This is a genomic window from Stenotrophomonas sp. ATs4, from assembly GCF_051861585.1.
Lineage (GTDB): Bacteria > Pseudomonadota > Gammaproteobacteria > Xanthomonadales > Xanthomonadaceae > Stenotrophomonas > Stenotrophomonas maltophilia_AS.
On the sequence record NZ_JBLYPK010000011.1, the window covers coordinates 107794 to 128200 of the forward strand.

21 protein-coding genes are annotated in these 20407 nt (G+C 66.5%); 16 read left to right on the top strand and 5 right to left on the bottom strand.

Going from position 1 to position 20407, the window contains the following annotated elements; translation table 11 throughout:
- Positions 1-88: 88 nt before the first annotated feature.
- Positions 89-892, bottom strand: a complete 804-nt coding sequence (locus tag ABR323_RS18750) for an SDR family oxidoreductase (RefSeq protein WP_439450379.1) — start codon at positions 890-892, stop codon at positions 89-91.
- Positions 889-1455 carry a DUF1415 domain-containing protein gene (locus ABR323_RS18755; protein WP_135275171.1) on the bottom strand — a complete coding sequence of 189 codons (567 nt, stop codon included), beginning with the start codon at positions 1453-1455 and terminating at the stop codon, positions 889-891. Before ABR323_RS18755 ends, ABR323_RS18750 begins: the two co-directional genes overlap by 4 nt.
- 193 nt (positions 1456-1648) lie before the next feature.
- Between ABR323_RS18755 and ABR323_RS18760 the strand changes: the two genes are divergently transcribed.
- The 3 genes from ABR323_RS18760 to ABR323_RS18770 all read left to right on the top strand — a co-directional run bounded on the left by ABR323_RS18760 (position 1649) and on the right by ABR323_RS18770 (position 5490).
- Positions 1649-3115 carry a benzaldehyde dehydrogenase gene (locus tag ABR323_RS18760; RefSeq protein WP_439450380.1) on the top strand — a complete coding sequence of 489 codons (1467 nt, stop codon included), beginning with the start codon at positions 1649-1651 and terminating at the stop codon, positions 3113-3115.
- Positions 3116-3132: 17 nt separating this feature from the next.
- The gene (locus tag ABR323_RS18765) at positions 3133-4260 is read left to right on the top strand and encodes an NAD(P)-dependent alcohol dehydrogenase (RefSeq protein WP_135275169.1); all 1128 of its coding nucleotides are present in this window, start codon (positions 3133-3135) and stop codon (positions 4258-4260) included.
- Between the two features lie 132 nt (positions 4261-4392).
- Positions 4393-5490, top strand: coding sequence for a helix-turn-helix domain-containing protein (locus tag ABR323_RS18770; RefSeq protein WP_439450381.1), 1098 nt, complete (start codon positions 4393-4395; stop codon positions 5488-5490).
- 76 nt (positions 5491-5566) lie between these two features.
- Here the strand turns inward: ABR323_RS18770 and ABR323_RS18775 are convergent, their stop codons facing one another.
- A complete protein-coding gene (locus ABR323_RS18775; protein ID WP_135275167.1) occupies positions 5567-6049 on the bottom strand; it encodes a YajQ family cyclic di-GMP-binding protein in 483 nt (160 codons plus the stop codon).
- Positions 6050-6236: 187 nt separating this feature from the next.
- On the opposite strand from ABR323_RS18775, the gene ABR323_RS18780 reads away from it, so the two are divergent.
- The 3 genes from ABR323_RS18780 (at position 6237) to ABR323_RS18790 (ending at position 8973) form a co-directional block, all read left to right on the top strand.
- The gene (locus tag ABR323_RS18780) at positions 6237-7133 is read left to right on the top strand and encodes a DMT family transporter (protein ID WP_439450382.1); all 897 of its coding nucleotides are present in this window, start codon (positions 6237-6239) and stop codon (positions 7131-7133) included.
- Positions 7134-7279: 146 nt separating this feature from the next.
- On the top strand, positions 7280-8287 hold the full coding sequence (locus ABR323_RS18785) for a methionine ABC transporter ATP-binding protein (RefSeq protein WP_439450383.1): 1008 nt from the start codon (positions 7280-7282) through the stop codon (positions 8285-8287).
- On the top strand, positions 8284-8973 hold the full coding sequence (locus tag ABR323_RS18790; RefSeq protein WP_135275159.1) for a methionine ABC transporter permease: 690 nt from the start codon (positions 8284-8286) through the stop codon (positions 8971-8973). Before ABR323_RS18785 ends, ABR323_RS18790 begins: the two co-directional genes overlap by 4 nt.
- A gap of 120 nt (positions 8974-9093) precedes the next feature.
- Here the strand turns inward: ABR323_RS18790 and ABR323_RS18795 are convergent, their stop codons facing one another.
- A complete protein-coding gene (locus tag ABR323_RS18795; RefSeq protein WP_439450384.1) occupies positions 9094-9696 on the bottom strand; it encodes a lipocalin family protein in 603 nt (200 codons plus the stop codon).
- 127 nt (positions 9697-9823) lie between these two features.
- On the opposite strand from ABR323_RS18795, the gene ABR323_RS18800 reads away from it, so the two are divergent.
- Both ABR323_RS18800 and ABR323_RS18805 read left to right on the top strand, forming a co-directional pair.
- The gene (locus ABR323_RS18800) at positions 9824-10150 is read left to right on the top strand and encodes a hypothetical protein (protein ID WP_135275157.1); all 327 of its coding nucleotides are present in this window, start codon (positions 9824-9826) and stop codon (positions 10148-10150) included.
- 68 nt (positions 10151-10218) lie between these two features.
- Positions 10219-12315 carry a prolyl oligopeptidase family serine peptidase gene (locus ABR323_RS18805; protein ID WP_439450385.1) on the top strand — a complete coding sequence of 699 codons (2097 nt, stop codon included), beginning with the start codon at positions 10219-10221 and terminating at the stop codon, positions 12313-12315.
- Between the two features lie 135 nt (positions 12316-12450).
- On the opposite strand, the gene ABR323_RS18810 is transcribed toward ABR323_RS18805, so the two are convergent.
- Positions 12451-13638: a pyridoxal phosphate-dependent aminotransferase gene (locus ABR323_RS18810; protein WP_439450386.1), complete on the bottom strand. Its 1188-nt coding sequence runs from the start codon at positions 13636-13638 to the stop codon at positions 12451-12453.
- 229 nt (positions 13639-13867) lie between these two features.
- On the opposite strand from ABR323_RS18810, the gene ABR323_RS18815 reads away from it, so the two are divergent.
- The 8 genes from ABR323_RS18815 (at position 13868) to hslV (ending at position 20344) form a co-directional block, all read left to right on the top strand.
- Positions 13868-16000, top strand: coding sequence for a S9 family peptidase (locus ABR323_RS18815; RefSeq protein WP_135275154.1), 2133 nt, complete (start codon positions 13868-13870; stop codon positions 15998-16000).
- Between the two features lie 56 nt (positions 16001-16056).
- On the top strand, positions 16057-16482 hold the full coding sequence (locus ABR323_RS18820) for a YbaN family protein (RefSeq protein WP_135275153.1): 426 nt from the start codon (positions 16057-16059) through the stop codon (positions 16480-16482).
- An 82-nt stretch (positions 16483-16564) separates the two neighbouring features.
- Positions 16565-16837 (top strand): LPS translocon maturation chaperone LptM, encoded by a 273-nt coding sequence (gene lptM / locus ABR323_RS18825; RefSeq protein ID WP_439450387.1) that lies wholly within the window; start codon positions 16565-16567, stop codon positions 16835-16837.
- Positions 16830-17681, top strand: coding sequence for a diaminopimelate epimerase (gene dapF, locus ABR323_RS18830; RefSeq protein WP_439450388.1), 852 nt, complete (start codon positions 16830-16832; stop codon positions 17679-17681). Before lptM ends, dapF begins: the two co-directional genes overlap by 8 nt.
- Entirely contained in the window at positions 17678-18352 is a 675-nt protein-coding gene (locus ABR323_RS18835) for a DUF484 family protein (protein ID WP_135275150.1), read from the top strand. Before dapF ends, ABR323_RS18835 begins: the two co-directional genes overlap by 4 nt.
- A gap of 16 nt (positions 18353-18368) precedes the next feature.
- Entirely contained in the window at positions 18369-19250 is an 882-nt protein-coding gene (gene xerC / locus ABR323_RS18840; RefSeq protein WP_439450389.1) for a tyrosine recombinase XerC, read from the top strand.
- A gap of 168 nt (positions 19251-19418) precedes the next feature.
- The gene (locus ABR323_RS18845; RefSeq protein WP_439450390.1) at positions 19419-19619 is read left to right on the top strand and encodes a DUF3079 domain-containing protein; all 201 of its coding nucleotides are present in this window, start codon (positions 19419-19421) and stop codon (positions 19617-19619) included.
- A 173-nt stretch (positions 19620-19792) separates the two neighbouring features.
- Positions 19793-20344, top strand: coding sequence for an ATP-dependent protease subunit HslV (gene hslV / locus ABR323_RS18850; RefSeq protein ID WP_005411093.1), 552 nt, complete (start codon positions 19793-19795; stop codon positions 20342-20344).
- The last annotated feature ends 63 nt before the right edge of the window (positions 20345-20407 follow it).

Sequence of the window (20407 nt, forward strand, 5' to 3'; positions counted from 1 at the left end):
AACATGCCCTGGTAGGTGCCAACCTTGGTTGGCACGTCGCCGCCATCCACGCATATGCCGGCCAGCGGCCGGCATTACCGACGACGGGTCATTCGGCGTAGATCATCTTCCGGGTCATGCCACCGTCGACGATGAAGTCCTGGCCGGTGGTGAAACCGGACAGCGATGACAGCAGGTATACCGCCAGTGCACCGATGTCTTCGGGCCGGCCGACACGACCGGCCGGGTGCTGCGCATGGTCGATGGCTGAGTATTCGGGTTCGTGGCGTCGCGAGGGTGCCTGCCACTCGCTGGTGCCGATCCAGCCGGGGCTGATGCTGTTCACCCGCACCGCCGCGCCGGCGCTGATCGCCAGCGCATGGGTGAAGGCCACCAGCCCACCCTTGGCCGCCGCATACGCCTCGCTGTGCGCTTCGGATTGCCATGCGCGGGTGGAGGCGATGTTGATGATCGCGCCCGCAACACTGGCCGTCAGTGCTGGCAGCGCGTGCTTGCTGCACAGGAACGCACCATGCAGCGACGACAGACGACGCTGCCACTCGTCCCAGTCCATATCCTGCAGCAGTGTGCCGTGTGGCCCGGCGATGCCGGCATTGTTGACCAGGCCATCGATGCGCCCGAAACGCTGCAGGGCCGCGCTGATGAAGTCGCGTGCGCTGGCTTCATCGGTGATGTCCAGGCGATGGAACGCGGCGTCATCGCCGCGCTGCCATTCGTCCAGGCAGGCCTGGCCGGCCTCCATGTCCAGATCGCCGATCAGCACGCGGCCACCGGCGCCGAGCACGGCCTGGGCAATACCGCGACCGATGCCGTTGGCACCACCGGTGACCAGCACGACCTTGCCCGACAGCGGTGCCGTCGGCCATGCGGCGATCGGCGGCACCGTGCTCATGACAGGTCGTCGCCGCGCAGGCGGCGGTGCCAGCCTTCCACACCGATGCGGTCCAGCGTCTGGATGTTGCGCTCGACGATCACGTCCGGGTCCGGGTAGACATCCACTGCACGCGCCACGCTGTCTTCGCGCAGCAGGTGCAGGGTAGGGAAGGGGGCTCGGTTGGTGTAGTTGCTGGCGTCGTCAGCGGCCACGCCATCGAACTGGTAGTCCGGGTGGAAGCTGGCCACCTGCAGGATGCCCTGCAGGTCCAACGCCTCGATCGCCGCGTCGGCGTTGTCGAGGAAGTCGTTGTAATCGAGGAAATCGGTCAGCACCTGCGGGTGCACGATCAAGGTGGTGTCGATCTGCTCGGCCGGGGTATCGCGCAGCAGCACCAGTTCCTCGGCCAATTGTTCCACCAGTGCCTCGGGGGTGGTGGCGTCGCTCAGCACGATGCGCACCTGGTCCTTCACGTACACCGCCTTGGCGAACGGGCACAGGTTCAGGCCGATGACGATGCGCTCCAGCCAGAGGCGGGTGGCGGCGATGGGGTCATCGGTGGGCAGGGTGGTATCGGTCATGGCGGGCACGTCGGCTGGCGGGGCCGCCATTGTAGGCAGTGTGCCGGTGCTGCGCTGTCCACTGTGCAGGAACTGGACAGTGGCGAAGCTGGAAATCCCTGATGATTCAAACCGTTGCACGCTACCGATGAATGGCCGATTGCCAGCCCAGGCAGACGGGCGTGGAATGGATGCACGACACAGGAGGACACCCATGACTGCATCTTCCCCGTGGCTGCCGGATGCCCTCTGGGCCGGCGCCTTCTTTGATGGCCACTGGCAGGCTGCCCCGCAGCGGCACCCGGTGGTTGAGCCGGCCACCGGCCAGGTACTCGGCGAGATCGGCCTGGCCGACCCGGTGCAGGTCGCGCGTTCGGCCGCCGCCGCCGCGCAGGCCCAGCAGGCCTGGGCCTGCGCTCCGTACGAGCAGCGCTCACAGGTGCTGCGCGCCGCCGCGCGGCTGGCCGAAGAGAACATCGACACCCTGGTTGACTGGCTGGTCCGCGAAAGCGGGTCGACCCGGCTCAAAGCGGGTTTTGAAGCCAAGGTGACCATCAAGGCATTGCACGAAGCCGCTGCGCTGCCGTCGCGCAGCACGGGTGAGATCCTGCCCTCCGAACCGGGCAAGCTGAACCTGGCGCGGCGCCGCCCGCTGGGCGTGGTCGGGGTCATTTCGCCGTTCAATTTCCCGCTCTACCTGGCGATGCGCGCGGTGGCCCCGGCGATCGCACTTGGCAATGCGGTGGTGCTCAAGCCCGACCCGCGCACGGCAGTGTCTGGTGGCGCGGTGATCGCGCGCCTGTTCGAGCAGGCCGGCCTGCCCGTGGGCGTGCTGCATATGCTGCCGGGTGACGGTGCTGCCGGTGCCGCACTGACCAGTGACCCGAACGTAGCGATGATCCAGTTCACCGGTTCCACCGCGGCCGGCCGCAAGGTTGGCGAAGCCGCAGGCAGGCATCTGAAGAAGGTCTCGCTGGAACTGGGCGGCAAGAACTCGCTGATCATTCTTGATGACGCCGATCTCGACCTGGCGGTGGCCAATACCGCGTGGGGCGTCTACCTGCACCAGGGCCAGATCTGCATGGCGACCGGCCGCGTGCTGGTGCACCGGAAGATCCACGACACGTTCCTGCAGAAGCTGGTGGCCAAGGCCAACGCGTTGACGGTAGGCGATCCGGCACGCGAGGACGTGGCGATCGGTCCGTTGATCAATGCCGGTCAGCGCGACCATGCCGCACGCGTGGTCGAGCAGGCCGTGCAGGCCGGTGCCACGCTGGAAGCGGGAGGCACGCACCGGGACCTGTTCTTCGCACCCACCGTGCTCGGCAACGTCGCGGCCGACAATCCGGCATTCAACGAAGAGATATTTGCACCGGTGGCGGTGGTGGTGCCGTTCGACGATGACGACGAAGCCGTGCGCCTGGCCAACGACAGCGAGTACGGGCTGTCGATGGCGATCGTGTCCAGCAACGTCGGCCGCGCGCTGAAGATCGGCGAGCGCCTGCGTACCGGCCTGCTGCACATCAACGACCAGACTGTGAATGACGAGGTGATCAACCCCTTCGGTGGCGTCGGCGCGTCCGGCAACGGCACCAGCATCGGTGGCCCGGCCAACGGCGAGGAGTTCACCCAGTGGCAGTGGTTGACCATCAAGGGCGAAGCGCCCGCTTACCCGATCTGATCGAAGGAGCCATCACGATGAACGACAACAACGCAACGCGTGAGATCACCGCCGCGGTGGTACGCGGCAAGGAGCAGCCCTTCGTCATCGAGCAGGCAACCCTGCGCGGCGCGCAGGATGATGAGGTGCTGGTGAAGGTGGTGGCCACCGGCCTGTGCCATACCGACCTGATCGTGCGCGATCAGTACTACCCGGTGCCGTTGCCGGCGGTGCTGGGCCACGAAGGTGCCGGCATCGTTGAAGCGGTCGGGCCCAACGTCAAGGAACTGAAGGTGGGAGATCATGTGGTGCTGACCTACGGCGCCTGTGGTCACTGCAATCCCTGCCGGGGCGGACACGGTGCCTACTGCAGGGATTTCTTCGCGCTGAACTTCGGTGGCGATGACGGCCACGGACATACCGCCATCACCGATGCACGGGGCCAGCCGCTGCACGACCATTTCTTCGCACAATCCTCGTTCGCCACCTACGCGCTGGCGCGCGAGATCAATGCGATCAAGGTGCCAGACGATGCACCACTGGAACTGCTGGGCCCGCTGGGGTGCGGCATCCAGACCGGTGCCGGTGCGGTGCTCAACTCGCTGCAGGTGCGGTCAGGCAGCAGCTTCGCAAGTTATGGTGCCGGCGCGGTGGGCCTGAGTGCGGTGATGGCGGCCAAGGTCGCCGGCGCCACCACCATCATCGCCATCGACGTGGTGCCTTCGCGCCTGGAGCTTGCTCTGGAGCTGGGGGCCACCCACGTGGTCAACAGCCGGGAGACCGATGTGATCGAGGCGGTGCGCGCGATCACGGGAGGTGGTGCTGACTTCGCGCTGGAATCGACCGGTCGTCCGGAAGTGCTGTCCGCCGGCATCGAGGCGCTGGGTGGGCTGGGCATGATGGGCGTGGTGGGCGCGCCGAAACTGGGCACGACCGCCAGCTTCGATGTGAACAACCTGCTGCTGGGTGGTCGCAGCATCCGCGGCATCGTCGAAGGTGACAGCGTGCCGCAGGTGTTCATTCCGCAGCTGGTGACCCTGTTCCAGCAGGGACGCTTCCCGTTCGACAAGCTGGTGAAGTTCTATCCGCTGGAACAGATCAACCAAGCGGCCGAAGACAGCACCCGTGGCATCACCCTGAAGCCGGTGCTGCGGATCGCAGCGTAACGTCCACCGTCGGTAGTGCCGGCCGCTGGCCGGCATGGGCTCTGATCCCTTGTTTGAACGCGTCTTGAAACGGAAACGCTCCGTTGTCGAGGCGTAACGCGGCGTTGCGGCTGGCGGGTGTACGCTGCGCCCATGATGGCCACGACTGTCGGACAGCAACAACTGGTGGCGGCTCGTGCCGCTTTCGCCGAGGGCGATGCGCGCTCATTGGGTCTGCTACCTGTGCCGCTGCAGCAATCATGGCTGCGTTCGCGCGCGGCGGGCCTGCAACCGGGGCAGGAGCCGGACTATCGGCCGTTACTGGGGGGCGGACAGCGTCTCCCCCATCCCGACGATCGGCGCCTGGCACGTTGCGTGCAGCCGGAGCTGGAACAGCTCTGGGCGGCCTTCGGTGGGCGTGGCTGGACGATGTTCTGCGCCAACCGCGACGGCATGGTGATTGCGCAGCAGGCCCACGGCCTGGAAGACGCTCCCTTGCTGCGGCCGATCCAGGTCGGGCGACGGTTGGGCGAGACGGAGATCGGCACCACCGCGCCGGCGGTCAGCCTGGCCGACGATGTGCCGGCACTGGTACGCGGCAACGAACATTACCTGCAGCGTTTCGCGCCGGTGTTCTGTCTGAGCGAGCCATTGCACGATCTCGACGGTCGGGTCTGTGGGGTGATCGACATCACCGGTCTTGGAGAGCGGGATCCCGCCCTGCTGCAGGGCTATTTCCGGCAGGCTGCGCTTGCCAGCGAAAATCGCTTGTTCCGTAGCCTCGCCGACGTGCATCTGCTGGCCGTGCAACATGATCCGCGTTGGCTGGCGTCACCGCTGCAGGGACTGTTGGCGGTGCAGGAGGATGGCCAGCTGCGTGCAGCCAATCGCGTTGCACGGCGCCTGCTGGGACTGCCAAGGCGCGGACCGTTGCCGTTGCTGGGGCTGGAGGCGCTGTTTGCCGGGGCCAGTGCGGCGCAACGGCGTCGCCTGCTGCAACCGGGGGCACCGCATCGGGTTCGGCTGGGCGAGGGCAGTGCGGTCTACCTGCAGCTTCTGCAGGGGCCACGGGGTGGCGCGTATCGGTCTACACAGCGGAGCGCCCTGACAGATCCAGGCGTGCCGCTGCTGCGTGACCATCAGCGTGAAGCCGCACGCCGCGCGGCACAGGCCGCTGACGGTAATCTCAGCCTCGCCGCACGCCAGTTGGGGATCTCTCGCACTACGCTGTACAAGTTGCTGCGCGATTGACCGCGCAGTCTGCCGGGCATGGCCCGGCGCTACCGCTGCGACCTGGGTAGCGCCGGGCCATGCCCGGCGGCATCGATCAGTCGCGGAAGTTGTTGAACTGCAGCGGCAGCTCGAACTTGCCGGCCTTCAGCACGGCAATGGCGTCCTGCAGGTCGTCGCGCTTCTTGCCCTGCACGCGCAGCTTGTCGCCGTTGATCTGGCTTTCAACCTTCAGCTTGGCGTCCTTCAGTGCCGCCGCGATCTTCTTGGCGATCTTCTGTTCGATGCCCTGCTTGACGGTGATCTTCTGCCGGGCCTGCGCCAGGTTGGTCTCGATGTCGCCGAACTCCAGGCTGAGCACGTCGATGCCGCGCGCGGCCAGGCGTGCACGCAGGATGTCGTTCATCTGCTTGAGCTGGAACTCGGTCGGCGCAGTCTGGTTGATGACATCGCCCTCACGCTCGAACTTCGCTTCCACGCCCTTGAAGTCGAAGCGGGTAGCCAGTTCGCGGTTGGCCTGGTCGATGGCGTTGGTCAGCTCGTGGGTGTCGACTTCGGACACGACGTCGAAGGAGGGCATGGGCGAGGCTCCGCAGAATTCAGTGGCGGCCATTCTATCGTGCCGGCTCGCATGCCTGCTTTTCTGTGGAGCCGAGCCTTGATCGGCTGTCGCTTTTCAGTAGAGCTGAGCCATGCTCGGCTGCTTTGTGAAGAGCCGTCGAGCAAGCTCGACTCTACAGAAGGCAGGCGCCGGGCAATAATGGGCCATGAACCTGCAACGCTCCCCCTCGCGCGCGGTGACCTGGATGGTCGCGGCGGTCGCCTGTTTCTCGCTGATGGACGCTGGGATGAAGCAGCTGTCGGCCAGCTATCCCACTCTGGAAGTGACCTTCCTGCGCGGTGCGGCCTCGCTGCCGTTCGTGCTGGTCTGGGTGCTGGTCAGCGCCGGCCCGCGCTCGCTGATCCCGCGCCGCTGGGGCCTGCATCTGCTGCGTGGCGCACTGGGCATGGCGATGATCGGCTGCTTCGTGTTCGCCCTGCGCGACCTGCCGCTGTCCACCGCCTACACCATCTATTTCGTCGCCCCGCTGCTGATCGCGGCGTTGTCGGTGCCGCTGCTGGGCGAACGGGTCGGCCCGCGACGCTGGGTGGCCATCGGCATCGGCCTGGTCGGCGTGCTGGTGGTACTGCGGCCGGGCGTGGACGGCTTCATCTCGGTGCCGGGGTTGATGGTGCTGGCGGCGGCCACCGCCTATGCCATCGCCGCGATCACGGTCAGCCTGCTGACCCGCACCGATACCTCGCAGTCGATGGTGGTCTGGTTCCTGGTGATCATGGCCATCGGCGCCGGCCTGCTGGCCATTCCGGGCTGGGTGCCGCTGCAGCTGGCGCATGCGCCGCTGATCGCCGGCATGGGCCTGGCCGGGGCGCTGGGTCAGATCGCTCTGACCAAGGCGTTCCAACTGGGCGAGGCCTCGATGATCGCGCCGCTGGAGTACAGCGGTCTGGTCTGGGTGATCGGCTGGGATCTGGCCTTCTGGGGCCAGCTGCCGGATGGCTATACCTGGGTGGGTGCGGCGATCATCGTCGCCTCGGGCCTTTACCTGCTGCACCGTGAGCGCCTGAACCGGGTGCAGCCGCCGAAGCCGCTGGATCATCCGTGATCAGGTGCCGGCCAGCGGCCGGCACTGCCGGGGGCGGCGGCTTAGAATCAAAAGGAATAACATTCTGGCCCATGGCGCGGGCGCGCGAGCGCCCACGCTGGTAGGCTGCACGCCCCCTTCCGCCACCCAGCCGGTGAGTCACGCCCGTGATCGAGTTCCAGCGCCTGCACAAATCCTATGCCGTTGCCGGCCGCGCGGTCAGCGCGCTGCAACCGCTGGACCTGACCATCGAGGCCGGTGAGGTGTTCGGCATCATCGGCCATTCCGGTGCCGGCAAGTCGACCCTGATCCGCATGATCAACCGTCTGGAAGAACCCAGCGGCGGACGGCTGTTGATCGGCGGTGAGGATGTCACCGCGCTGGACCCGGACGGCCTGCGCGCGCTGCGCAGGCGCATCGGCATGATCTTCCAGCACTTCAACCTGCTGTCTTCGCGCACGGTGGCTGGCAACGTCGCCTTCCCGCTGGAACTGGCCGGTACGCCGAAGGCGGAGATCGACGCGCGCGTGGCCGAGCTGCTGCAGACCGTTGGCCTGGAAGTACATGCGCAGAAGTATCCGGCGCAATTGTCCGGTGGCCAGAAGCAGCGCGTCGGCATCGCCCGTGCGCTGGCAACCCGGCCGCAGATCCTGCTGTGCGACGAGGCCACCAGCGCGCTCGACCCGCAGACCACCGCCTCGGTGCTGTCGCTGCTGTCGAAGATCAACCGCGAGCTGGGCCTGACCATCGTGCTGATCACTCACGAGATGGACGTGATCCGCCGTGTCTGTGATCGCGTGGCCGTGCTTGATGCCGGCCAGATGGTCGAGACCGGACCGGTCACCCAGGTATTCCTGCACCCGCAGCATCCGACCACGCGCCGTTTCGTCAGCGAATCAGAGCATGTGGACGAAGGTGCCCTGCACCGCGATTTCGGCGTCGTCGGCGGGCGTATCGTGCGCCTGACCTTCCTCGGTGGCGACACCTACGAACCCCTGCTCGGCAGCGTCGCGCGGCAGACCGGGGTCGATTACAACATCCTTTCCGGCCGCATCGACCGGATCAAGGACACCCCGTATGGCCAGCTGGTGGTCGCCCTGGTGGGCGGTGACCAGTCCGCCGCGCAGGCCGCATTCGTAGCGGCCGGCGTACACGTTGAGGAACTGCGTCGATGATCATCGCCACCGCTGAAGGCTTTTTCCGTCATCTCGACGGCGACAAATGGGTGGATATCGGCAAGGCGACCATCGAGACGCTGTTGATGATGGCCGGTTCGCTGCCGCTGACGCTGGCCATCGGTCTGCCGATGGGCGTGCTGTTGTATGTGTTCGGGGCTCCGCAGCTGAAGCGCCGGCCTTTTGCCTACGGCGTGCTGGCGTTGGTGGTGAACCTGCTGCGCTCGGTGCCGTTCATCATCCTGATGGTAGTGCTGATCCCGGTGTCGCTGTGGCTGATGGGCCAGTCGATCGGTGTGCTCGGCACGCTGCCCGCGCTGGTCATCGGTGCGGCGCCGTTCTACGCGCGGCTGGTCGAGACGGCCCTGCGTGAAGTAGATCGCGGCGTGGTCGAGGCGGCGCAGTCGATGGGCGCCACCACCTGGCAGCTGGTCAGCCGGGTACTGCTGCCCGAAGCCCGCCCGGGCCTGATTGCAGCTGCGACGGTGACCACCGTGGCTCTGGTCGGATTCACGGCCATGGGCGGTGCGATCGGTTCCGGTGGCCTGGGTGATCTGGCGCTGCGCGAGGGCTACCAGCGCAACCGTACCGACGTGGCTCTGGTTACCGTGGTGGTGCTGCTGGTGCTGGTGCAGCTGCTGCAGATGCTCGGCGACCGTCTGGTCGTGCATTACAGCCGCAAGTAACGGGTTGCCGGGCGCTGCCCCGGCAGCGTCTGGTACATCGTGGCAGCCGGCCAGCGGCCGGCTCTACCCCATTGCCTGGAAACGGTAGTGCCGGCCGCTGGCCGGCAATCCCACGTGCGGTCAGCGCACGTTCGGTACTTCGTAGCCCAGCTTGCCGACCTGCTCGGGGTGCTGCGGCACGCGCTTGAGCTTGTCGGTGTTCACGCCGTACTCGTCACGCAGGCGCTCGGCCAGCTCCTTGTACAGAGCTTTGTCCATGTCCGGCGTGCGCGAGAAGATCCAGGCCATCTCGCGGCCCGGGTAGCCGATCAGTGCCCATGAATAGTCCGGGGCCACTTCCAGCACGCGTGAGTGCGTGGGCACCACGCGATAGAACCAGGTGCGCCAGCCATGGTTGCCGCTGTCCGGGTCGACGCTGGCGCGGGCGCGGACTTCCTGCAGCGGTTCGCCAAACCCATCGCGGTAGCGGTAGGTGATGCCGACCTTGTGTTCGTCGCGCAGTTCGTACTGATTGACGCTGGCAACATGGCCGCGTTCGATGAAGTTCGGCACGCGGCCGATCACATACCAGGTGCCCATGAAGCGCTTCAGGTCGATCGGTGCGTCCAGGGCGGCAGCGCGCGGCGCGCTGGCACGGGGCGACGTCGGCTCACTGGCCGCCACGGCGGGGCCCGCCAGGGACAGGGCCAGCAGTACGGCGCAGAGTGGGCGGATCGAGGTCATGCGGGAGCGTGCTCCAGTGGGCTTGCACGCGCATGGTCAACTGTGTGCACGCGATCCGTCAATGGTGTCGCAACCTGTGAGAAGGGGCATGCCCAAGCTGTGTTGCATTGTCTACCGGAGAAGCCCCATGAACGCACGTAGCGCCCGTCGCCCTGCAACTGAACGCGTCATCCTCGAGCGTGCCGACCCGCGCCTGCTGCGCAGCGTGCAGCAGTTGGCCCTGGCCGGCCTGGCGCTGGTGCTGGTCTGGCCGGCCGCGCGCGGCAGCAGCGCCTGGCTGGGCTGGCTGCCGATGTGGCTGGTGGGCATGCCGCTGGTTGCCTGGTGGGCGCTGCTGCGCTTTCCGTTGCCGCGCCTGTCGTGGCTGCGGCTGGCACGGCGTACCGGTGGACAGGCGCGCCGCCGCCGTAGCGGGGCGCCTCGAGGCCGGCGCAGCTCGACGGCCCCGGCCTGACCTTCGACACGGGGTGGCTGCGATGTTCCGTGCTAGCGTTCTTTGGCTTATGACTGCCTGGAGCTGCAATGTCACGACTCGCTTCCGCCTGCCTGTTGGCCGGCATGATGACCGCTGCCTCGGTGGGGACCGCCGTGGCCGCTGAAGAAACCGATCGCTACGCCTGGCTGGAGGACGTCACTGGCGACAAGCCGCTGTCCTGGGTCAAGGAACAGAACGCCAAGTCCGAAGGTCGCCTGGCGCAGACCCCGGCCTTCAAGCAGATGGAGACCAGCATCCGCGAGGTGCTCGACTCCGACGCGAAGATCCCGGGCGTGCAGAAGATCGGCGATTACTACTACAACTTCTGGAAGGACAAGCAGCACGAGCGCGGCCTGTGGCGGCGCACCACGCTGGCCGAGTACCGCAAGGCCGCGCCGCAGTGGGAAACCGTGCTCGACCTGGACGCGTTGAACAAGGCCGAGGGCGAAAACTGGGTCTGGCACGGTGCCGACTGCCTGCGCCCTGACTACAGCCGCTGCCTGATCGCGCTGTCACGCGGCGGCGCCGATGCCGATGTCACCCGTGAGTTCGACCTGTCCAACAAGTCCTGGATCAAGGACGGCTTCTTCCGTCCGGAATCGAAGGGCGGCCTCAACTGGATCGATCGCGACACGGTGTTCGTCTACACCGATTTCGGTGCCGGCTCGATGACCACCTCCGGCTACCCGCGCGTAGCCAAGCTGTGGAAGCGTGGCACGCCGATGGCCTCGGCCAGTGTGGTGTATGAAGGCAAGCCGGAAGACATGTACATCGCGGCGATGCACGATGACACGCCGGGCTTCGAGCGTAACCTGGTCAGCCGCACGCTGGCCTTCTACAACAACGAGATCTACCTGCGTAACGACAACGGCACGCTGACCAAGATCGACGCACCGAATTCGGCCGAGAAGGGCCTGCACAAGCAGTGGCTGACCCTGGAGCTGCGCGATGCGTGGACCGTGGGCGGCAAGACCTATGCCTCCGGTTCGCTGCTGGCGACCAAGCTGGACGACTTCCTGGCCGGCAAGCGTGATTTCGAGGTGCTGTTCACTCCGACCGCAACCACCTCGCTGGCCAGTGCCTCGTGGACCCAGAACCACCTGGTGCTGAACGTGCTGGACGACGTCAAGAACCGCCTGTCGGTGTTGACCCCGGGCGAGAAGGGCTGGCAGAAGAGTGCGTTCGTCGGTGCACCGGCGTTCGGTACGCTTGGCGTTGCGGCAGTGGACAGCAACGACAGTGATGCGGTGTGGTTGACCGCCACCGATTACCTGACCCCGACCACGCTGGCGCTGGCCGAGATCGGCAAGGCGCCGGAAGTGCTCAAGACCATGCCGGCTTTCTTCGATGCCAAGGACAAGGTGATCGAGCAGCACTTCGCGACCAGCAAGGATGGCACCCGCGTGCCGTACTTCGTGGTGCACGACAAGGCGATGAAGCTGGATGGCGCCAACCCGACCCTGCTGTACGGCTACGGCGGCTTCGAGATCTCGCTGACCCCGAACTACTCCGGTGGCATGGGCCGTGCCTGGCTGGAGAAGGGTGGCGTGTACGTGGTTGCCAACATCCGTGGTGGTGGCGAGTACGGCCCGCGCTGGCACCAGGCGGCACTGAAGCAGAACCGCCACAAGGCGTATGAAGACATGGCCGCGGTGGCGCAGGATCTGGTCACCCGCAAGATCACCTCGGCCAAGCACCTGGGCGTGCAGGGCGGCAGCAACGGTGGCCTGCTCACCGGCAACATGCTGACCCAGTACCCGGAGCTGTTCGGTGCGGTGGTGGTGCAGGTGCCGCTGCTGGACATGAAGCGCTACAGCCACCTGTTGGCAGGTGCATCGTGGATGGCCGAGTACGGCAACCCGGACACCAGCGACTGGGAGTTCATCAAGACCTTCTCGCCGTACCACCTGTTCGACGCGAAGAAGAACTACCCGCCGGTGCTGTTCACCACCTCCACCCGCGATGACCGCGTGCACCCGGGCCATGCCCGCAAGATGGCGGCGAAGATGATCGACGCCGGCAAGGACGTGACCTACTACGAGAACATCGAAGGTGGCCACGGCGGTGCAGCCAACAACGCGCAGGCCGCGCACATGTCGGCGCTGGCCTACAGCTTCCTGTGGGAGCGGTTGGGCGGTAAGTGATGGAATGAAAAACGCCGCCTTCGGGCGGCGTTTTTCGTTGGGGCCACGTATCCACGCATGGCGTGGATCTACCGGTGTGCCGTGCGCCGGACCAGTAGATCCACGCCATGCGTGGATGCGGTGGACGTTACCGGGTCAGCCTGCCCAGCTCTTCAACCCGCGCGCAATCCGCTCCACCGCCTCCTGCAACCGCGGCACTTCCTGGGTATAGGCCAGGCGCACGTGCTGGTTCGAACGGTGGAAGCCGAAATCCAGCCCAGGGGTGAATGCCACGTGCTCGGTTTCCAGAAAGTGCGCGCAGAACGCCTGCGCGTCGTCGGTGAACGCGCTGACATCGGCGTACAGGTAGAACGCGCCCTGCGGCTCTACTTCAATGCGGAAACCGAGTTGACGCAGTGCCGGTAGCAGATAGTCGCGTCGTTGCTGGAATGCCTGGCGGCGCTGTTCGAAGATCGCCATCGATTCCTCGCTGAAGCAGGCCAGTGCGGCGTGCTGGGCGATGCTGGACGCGCTGATGTACAGGTTCTGCGCCAGCTTCTCCAGATCCGGCACGGCTGCCGGCGGCGCGACCAGCCAGCCCAACCGCCAGCCGGTCATGCCGAAGTACTTGGAGAAGCTGTTCAGTACGAACGCGCTGTCATCCACCTGCAGCACGCTGGCTGCGTCCAGGCCGTAGGTCAGGCCGTGGTAGATCTCGTCCACCACCAGGTGGCCGCCGCGCGCGTGCAGGGCCTGCGACAGCGCCGCCAGTTCGCCGGCGGAGAGCACGGTGCCGGTCGGGTTGGCGGGTGAAGCGACCAGCGCGCCGACACTGTCGGCATTCCAGTACTGCTCCACCAGCGAAGGTGTCAGTTGATAGGCGGTGTCCGGGCCGACCGGAACCAGCTGGGCGCCGCCTTCCACCAGGCGCAGGAAATGACGGTTGCACGGATAGCCGGGGTCGGCCAGCAGCCAGTGGCGGCCGGGATCGACCAGCAGGCTGCTGGCCAGCAGCAGCGCGCCGGAGCCGCCGGGGGTGACCAGGATGCGTTCGGGATCGATATCCAGCCCGTAATGGCTGCGATAGAAGCCGCTGATCGCCTGGCGCAGGGCCGGCAGGCCACGCGCGGCGGTGTAGCGGGTATGGCCGGCGGCCAGTGCCGCCTGGCCGGCCCGGACGACCGGTTCGGCCGTGGTGAAGTCCGGTTCGCCGATTTCCAGGTGGATCACATCATGGCCGGCCTGCTCCAGCGCCTGAGCGCGGGCCAGCAGGGACATTACGTGGAACGGAGCGATTTCATGGCTGCGCCGGCTGTAGCCCGGCGTATGGGGCAGGGTACTCATGCCCCCATGGTACGCCGCGCGCCGGGGGTAGTGCCGGCCGCTGGCCGGCAACTGATCTACCCGCAGGCCGTGAGGTTGCCGGCCAGCGGCCGGCACTACCGGCAGGCATGGCCACCATGACGATCCGCAGGGTTGCCGCGTCGCCGGGATTGGGGTCAGATCCCTTTTCGGGAAAAGGGATCTGAACCCGCCGAAGACCATTGCATTGATGCGCCTGGAGCCTTATCTCATGAAATCCACTCTCTGCCTGTTGCTCGCGAGCCTGATGACCACCACCGCTACCGCCGCCACGCCGCCCGTTCCGCCGGATGCCACCAAGCATCCGCACGTGGTCAAGGCGCCGTTCGGCGCGACCCGTAACGATGACTACTACTGGCTGCGCGACGACAAGCGCGAGAACAAGGACATGCTGGCCTACCTGCAGGCCGAGAATGCCTATGCCGACCAGCTGCTGGCACCGCTGAAGCCGCTGGAAGACACCCTGTACAAGGAGATCGTCGGCCGCATCAAGCAGGACGATTCCAGCGTGCCGGCGCGCGAGCGCGGGTACTGGTACTACAGCCGCTTCGAGACCGGTCAGGACTACCCGATCCACGCGCGCCGCAAGGGCGGTATGGACGCTGCCGAGGAAATCCTGCTGGACGTCAACACGATGGCCGCCGGCAAGGGCTACTTCAGCGTCGGATCGATGGAAGTCAGCCAGGACAACCAACTACTGGCCTGGGCCGATGATGATGTCGGCCGCCGCCAGTACACCATCCGCTTCAAGGACCTGGCCACCGGCAAGGTGCTGCCCGATGTGATCAGCGGCAGCTCCGGCGACCTGGTCTGGGCCGACGACAACCGCACCGTGCTGTACGTCGAGAACGATCCGGAAACGCTGCTGACCGTGCGCGTGAAAAAGCATGTGTTGGGCACCCCGGCCAGCGCCGACACCGTCGTCTACGAAGAAAAGGACGACAGCTTCTACATGGGCATCGGCCGCACCCGCGACGATCGCTTCATCACCATTGGCGTGCACAGCACTGTGTCCTCGGAAGAGCGCTACGCGCCGGCTAGCGACCCGACGAATTTCACCGTGCTGGCCCCGCGCCAGCGTGATGTCGAGTACGACGCCGACCACTTCGATGGCCGCTGGGTGATCCGCACCAACGACGGTGCAAAAAACTTCAAGCTGGTTACCGCACCGACCGATGCTACCTCGCGTGCGCAATGGAAAGACTGGATCGCGCACGACGATGCGGTGTTCATCGAAGGCTTCGAACTGTTCGATGCGTACACCGCCATTGCTGAACGCTCCGAGGGCCTGGAGCGCATCCGTCTGCTGTTCAAGGACGGCCGCAGCGACTACGTGAAGGCCGACGAGCCGGCGTACTCGATGGGCCTGGGCGACAACACCGAGGCCAATACGCCGTGGTTGCGCTACGTCTATACCTCCATGACCACACCGACCACGGTGTTCGAACTGAACACCGCCACCGGCGAGCGTCGCCAGCTGAAGGTGCAGCCGGTGATCGGCTATGACGCCTCGAAGTACGAAACCGACCGCGTGTGGATCACCGCGCGCGATGGGGTGAAGGTGCCGGTGTCGCTGGTCTATCGCAAGGGTTACCAGAAGGACGGCAAGGGCGCGCTGTTCCAGTACGCCTACGGCAGCTATGGCATGTCGATGGACCCGTACTTCAACCAGACGGCAGTGAGCCTGCTCGACCGTGGCGTGGTGTATGCCATTGCGCATATCCGTGGTGGCCAGGAAATGGGCCGGGACTGGTACGAGAATGGCAAGCTGCTGCACAAGCAGAACACCTTCAACGACTTCATCGACGTCACCCGTGGCCTGGTGGCGCAGGGCTGGGCAGCGAAGGATCGCGTGGCCGCGTCCGGTGGCAGCGCCGGTGGCCTGCTGATGGGCGCGGTGGCCAACCAGGCCCCGCAGGACTACCGGGTGATGGTGGCGCAGGTGCCGTTCGTGGACGTGGTCACCACCATGCTTGATCCGACCATCCCGCTGACCACCAACGAGTACGACGAGTGGGGCAACCCGGAGCAGAAGCCGTACTACGACTACATGCTTTCCTATTCGCCCTACGACAACGTCAAGCCGCAGGCGTACCCGGCGTTGTTCGTGGGCACTGGCCTGTGGGATTCGCAGGTGCAGTACTGGGAGCCGGCCAAGTGGGTGGCCAAGCTGCGTGACGACAACACCGGGCACTTGCCGATCCTGTTCCGCACCAACATGGAAGCCGGCCACGGCGGCAAGTCCGGGCGCTTCCAGCGTTACCGCGAACTGTCCGAATCGTATGCGTTCGTGCTGCAGCAGCTGGGTATCGAAACGCCCGATGCCGGCGCTGCGACGGAATGACGCATCGTGGCGGCGGTGATATCGCCGCCGCCACCTGCGCTGGGTATCCTTGCGCGATGAGCCTGCCCGAACCGCCCGCCACCAAGGACCTGCCAGCGCCCACCCGGCCGGTGCGGTTCCGCTGGGCGTGGTGGCTGCTGGCCTATGCCAGCCTGGGCACCGGCATCGTCGGCATCTTCGTGCCAGGGCTGCCGACCACCGTATTCATCCTTATCTCGGCCTGGGCCGCCTCGCGCGGTTCCGAACGCCTGCACACCTGGCTGCTGCAACACCCGCGCTTCGGCCCCGCTATCGCCAACTGGCAGGCCCATGGTGCAGTCAGCCGCTACGGCAAGTGGATGGCCACGATCACCATGGCGGTGTGCGCCGGCATCATGCTGTGGTGCGTACCGATCGCGTGGGTGAAGTGGTTCTCGATCGGCAGCATGACGGTGGTGGCGATCTGGTTGTGGACCCGACCGCTGCCGCCACCCGCGGATTGACCGCCTGCGGTGGTGCCGGCCGCTGGCCGGCAACCCGATTCCCTGCACCAACCGCTCAGCCACCAATGGCTATACTCGGGGCATGAAGATCCCCCATCGAAACGCCATCCTGATTCCGCTGGCAGCATCTTCGCTGCTGTTCCTCGCCGCCTGCGGCAACAAGGGCCCGCTGGTACTGCCGCAGAAGCCGGTACCGGTCGAAGAACTGGTCGAACCGGTTGCCGAGCCCGCCACCGAGGCGACCCCGGCGGAGAACCAGGGCAGCGGCACCCCGGCCACGACCGCAGACCCGGCTGCACCCACCCCCCAACCGGCGCCTGCGCCTGCGAAGAAGGTGGGCGGCGGGAATGAGTAAGGCCGGTTCCAAGGCCCTGCGCTTCAGCAAGATGCATGGCGCGGGCAATGATTTCGTAGTGATCGACCTGCGCGACGGCACCGCGCCGCCCACGCCTGAACTGGCCGCGCGCCTGGCCGACCGCCACACCGGCGTCGGCTGCGATCAGATCCTGACCATCGAAGCGCCGCGCGCGGAAGGCTCAGTGGCTTCGTACCGCATCTGGAATGCCGACGGTTCCAACTCCGAGCAGTGCGGCAACGGCGCGCGCTGCATCGCCGCCTGGCTGGTACGCGAGGGCAGTGCACAGGGCGACGCGTTCGCCATCGACAGCCCGCTGGCCAGTCACGCGGTAAAGGTGCTGGGCGATGGCCAGTACGCGGTGGCGATGGGCGTGCCTGCATTCGAGCCGGCCAACGTGCCGCTGGTGGGCTTCGCCCATCCGCGTGAGGAGTACCTGTTGCCGCTGCAGGGTGAAACCGTGCGTTTTGCTGCGGTATCGATGGGCAACCCACACGCAGTGATTGAAGTCGGTCTGATCGATGCCGCACCGGTTGAGCGCATCGGTTCGCTGCTGCAGCAGCATGCCTCGTTCCCGCGTTCGGTGAACGTGGGTTTTGCCCAGGTGATGAGCCCGGCGCACGCACGCCTGCGCGTGTTCGAGCGCGGCGTCGGTGAAACCCTGGCCTGCGGCAGCGGTGCCTGCGCTGCTGCTGTCACCCTGATGCAGCGCGGGCGCCTGCAGCGCGATGCGCGCATCAGCCTGCCCGGCGGCGAGCTGCGCATCCAGTGGCCGGGCGACGGCCAGCCGGTGGTGATGGCTGGCCCGACCGCATTCGTCTTCGAAGGGGAGTGGATCGCATGACCGAAACCGTCGACAAGCTCGGAGCCCATGAAGTCGCTGCCTGGTTGCGGCGCCATCCCGGCTTCCTCAAGCAGTTCCCGGACCTGGCCCTGACCCTGGTGGTGCCACGCGATGACGGCCCGACCGCGTCGCTGGCCAGCTACCAGCTGGAAGTGCTGCGCGAGAAGAACCGCGAGCTGGCGCGACGGTTGGCCGACCTGGGTGCGACCGCCCAGGTCAATGAACGCCTGGCGGTGCGCACGCACCAGCTCACCCTTGCGCTGATGAAGCAGGACAACGCCGCTGACACCCTGCGCGCGATGGCCGCCTCGCTGCAGGAAGATTTCGCCGGTGATCTGGTGCGATTGGTGGTGCACGCGCCGGTGGCCGGGCTGGAACAGGCGGACTGGCTGCAGGTGATCGCCGCCGATGATGCGCAGCTGGGCCCGTTCCGCGATTGCCTCAAAGACGGCGAGCCGATCTGTGGCCGCTTGCAGCCGGAGAAGAACGCCGTCCTGTACGGCGTGCGCAGCGAAGAAGTGCAGACCACCGCGTTGCTGCCACTGCCGGGCGTTGGCCTGATCGCGGTCGGCAGCCACGACCCGAACCGCTTCTACCCGGGCATGGGTACGCTGTTCCTGCGCATGATGGGCGATGCGCTGGTCACCGGCCTGAAGCGCTTCCGGGACTGAGCAGGACTTTACGGCGATGAGCGCAGTACAGGCCTTCCTGCAGCACCTTCAGGTGGAGCGGCGGATGTCGGCGCATACGCTCGACGCCTACCGCCGCGACCTGGATGCGCTGTCGGTGTGGGCCGAACCGCGTGGCGTGTCGGTGGAAGCACTTGATGCCGAAACGCTGCGCCAGTTCATCGCCGATGAACATCGGCGGGGCCTGTCGGCCAAGAGCCTGCAACGCCGGTTGTCGGCCTGTCGCAGCTTCTATGCATGGCTGCTCAAGCACGGCCGTATCGAAGTCAGCCCGGCGGCCACGCTGAAGGCACCGCGCGCACCACGCCGCCTGCCGCAGGTACTCGATGCCGATGAAGCCGTGCAACTGGTCGAACTGGAACCGGAAGGCGAACTCGGCCGGCGCGATCGCGCGCTGCTGGAACTGTTCTATTCCTCCGGTCTGCGCCTGAGCGAAGTGTGCGGATTGGTCTGGCGTGATCTGGACTTCGCCAGCGGGCTGGTCAACGTGCTGGGTAAGGGCAATCGCCAGCGGCGGGTGCCGTTCGGGCGGCCGGCGCGCGAAGCGCTGCAGGCGTGGCGTGCAGAAAGTGGTGGCGGGCCGGCCATGCCGGTGTTTCCCGGCCGCAACGGGCCGATCAGCCAACGCGCGGTGCAGATCCGCATCCGCCAGCTGGCGCAGCGCCAGGGCCTGTTCAAGCACGTGCACCCGCATATGCTGCGGCACAGTTTTGCCAGCCACATCCTCGAATCGTCCGGCGATCTGCGCGGTGTGCAGGAACTGCTCGGCCATGCCGACATCGCCACCACCCAGATCTATACCCACCTCGACTTCCAGTACCTGGCCAAGGTCTACGATGCCGCGCATCCGCGCGCGAAGCGCCGCAACAAGGCCGAGTAGCGCCTGGCCACGCCCGGTGGCTGTGCGATCCGTTTCCCGAACACCCGAGCGCTGCGCGTTCGCCAGGCATGGCCCTGCGCTACCGGTATGTCCCGCCCTTGATCTGGATCAGGGCAGGGCGGGTGCAACCGGCGCACCGTGGCCACAGGCCACGAGGAAACCGCCACCATGGCGAAGCCCATTCCGCTGCACCCCAAGCACCCCGAACGCATCTGCTGGGGCTGCGACCGCTACTGCGCGGCTGACGCATTGGCGTGCGGCAACGGGTCCGGACGCACCCAGCACCCGATCGAGACGCAGGGCGAAGACTGGTACATCGCCTGGGGCATCGAACCGAATCCGGAGCGGCCTTCGCAGGCCAAGCGCTGAACGGCCGTCGTTCCACGTTCGGGCGGCGGGGTCCGCGCGGATTGCGATGCGCTCGCTGGAAGGGCGCCCTCCTGCCCATAGGGCGCGGCCAAGCGCTGAACGGCAGCCATCCGCGCAGGCTTGATCGCACCCGGCGCTGTCCCCATCTCCCGGGAACAGCTATCGGAGGCCGCATGGACCCCAGTCAAAATCCCAACGTTTTCCACGCCACCACCATCGTCTGCGTCCGTCGCGGCGAGCACGTGGCCATTGCCGGTGACGGCCAGGTCACGCTGGGCCACACCGTGATGAAGGGCAATGCGCGCAAGGTGCGCCGCCTCGGCCGTGATGGCCAGGTGCTGGCCGGCTTCGCCGGTGCCGCCGCCGATGCCTTCACCCTGTTCGAGCTGTTCGAGGCCAAGCTGGAAAAGCACGGCCAGCTGCAGCGCGCGGCGGTCGAGCTGGCCAAGGATTGGCGCACCGAGCGCCGCCTCGGCAAGCTCGAAGCCCTGTTGGCGGTGGCCGACAAGGAAACCTCGCTGATCATCAGTGGCACCGGCGATGTGATCGAGCCGGAGGACGGCATCATCGCCATCGGTTCCGGCGGTTCCTACGCATTGTCCGCGGCACGCGCGCTGATGGCGCACACCGAACTGGATGCACGCACCATCGCCAGCGAAGCAATCGGCATCGCCGGCGACATCTGCATCTACACCAACCGCAACGTGGTGGTTGAGGAGTTGTGACGGGGAACCGTCACCGGCATTCCCGATCCGCCGGGCATGGCCCGGCGCTACCGACAACGCATT